The organism is Mangrovicoccus sp. HB161399, from assembly GCF_013184745.1.
GTDB lineage: Bacteria > Pseudomonadota > Alphaproteobacteria > Rhodobacterales > Rhodobacteraceae > Mangrovicoccus.
Map to the genome: position 1 here is coordinate 1 of NZ_JAATVU010000281.1, position 779 is coordinate 779.

Here is a 779-nt window from a genome sequence, read left to right on the forward strand (position 1 = left end):
CCGCTCGGACCGGTGGCGCGGCCAGCGGCAACTCCGGCGCCTGCTGATCACCGGCGCGATGGCGGTGATTTCCAGCACCAAGGCGCGGCCGCCTGCCGAGAGTTCATGGCTCGGCCGCATCCTTGCGCGCAAGCCGCGGATGCTGGCGGCGATCGCGCTGGCCAACTGCGAGCGGTCACGCGCCACGGGTCCGAGCGGCCCGCGAACGGCCCGCGTTCGCCCGCTCGCTCGAACCACGGCGTTCGCGTGCTCGCTCTGGGCGATGATGACGAAGGGCGAAGAGTTTCGGGGCGGTCCGCAGCTGGCGGTTGGCGCGGCCAGGTCACTGCCTCGAAAATGCGGGAGAAGCTGGAGCGAGCATGATATCGATCGGAAAGATCGGGGCAGGGAAATCAGCGTTGCATGATGAGCTTCGAGCTCGGCTTGATGTTTTGAACCTGACCCGCGGATCCCATGCCGGCCAGGGGAACGAACTCCCGGGAAAGGCCTGACACTTGGACGCCTTCGATCGCATGATGCCAGCCGAGGCGTGCGCCCGCCGAAACCGGGGCTACCCACACATGCTGCAACCGCCCCGCGGCGGCATCGCTGTGCCAAGGTGGGATCGCGGCAATCCAGTTTGGCAGGCGGTCAGGCCGGAGATTGCCGCGGCCGGGCTCGATCCGCCGACCGGCAGGCGAATGCGCCGCAATCTCCGGGAGGCTGGCGGAGAATGTGGTCCAGGTCCGCGGCGCTGGCGCCAGGGGCGCTGCGGTCCTTCGCAGGAAGCGCCGGAGAGC

1 protein-coding gene and 1 pseudogene are annotated in these 779 nt (G+C 69.1%); one reads left to right on the top strand and one right to left on the bottom strand.

Features of this window, described 5'->3' with window-relative positions; genetic code table 11:
• A pseudogene (locus HCC78_RS35185) lies at window positions 1–406 on the top strand (hypothetical protein); the annotation flags it as partial.
• On the opposite strand, the gene HCC78_RS33470 reads toward HCC78_RS35185, so the two are convergent.
• A partial coding sequence (locus tag HCC78_RS33470; RefSeq protein WP_216671431.1) for a hypothetical protein occupies window positions 393–779 on the bottom strand: 387 nt, incomplete at its 5' end. The pseudogene HCC78_RS35185 and the gene HCC78_RS33470 sit on opposite strands and share 14 nt — an antisense overlap.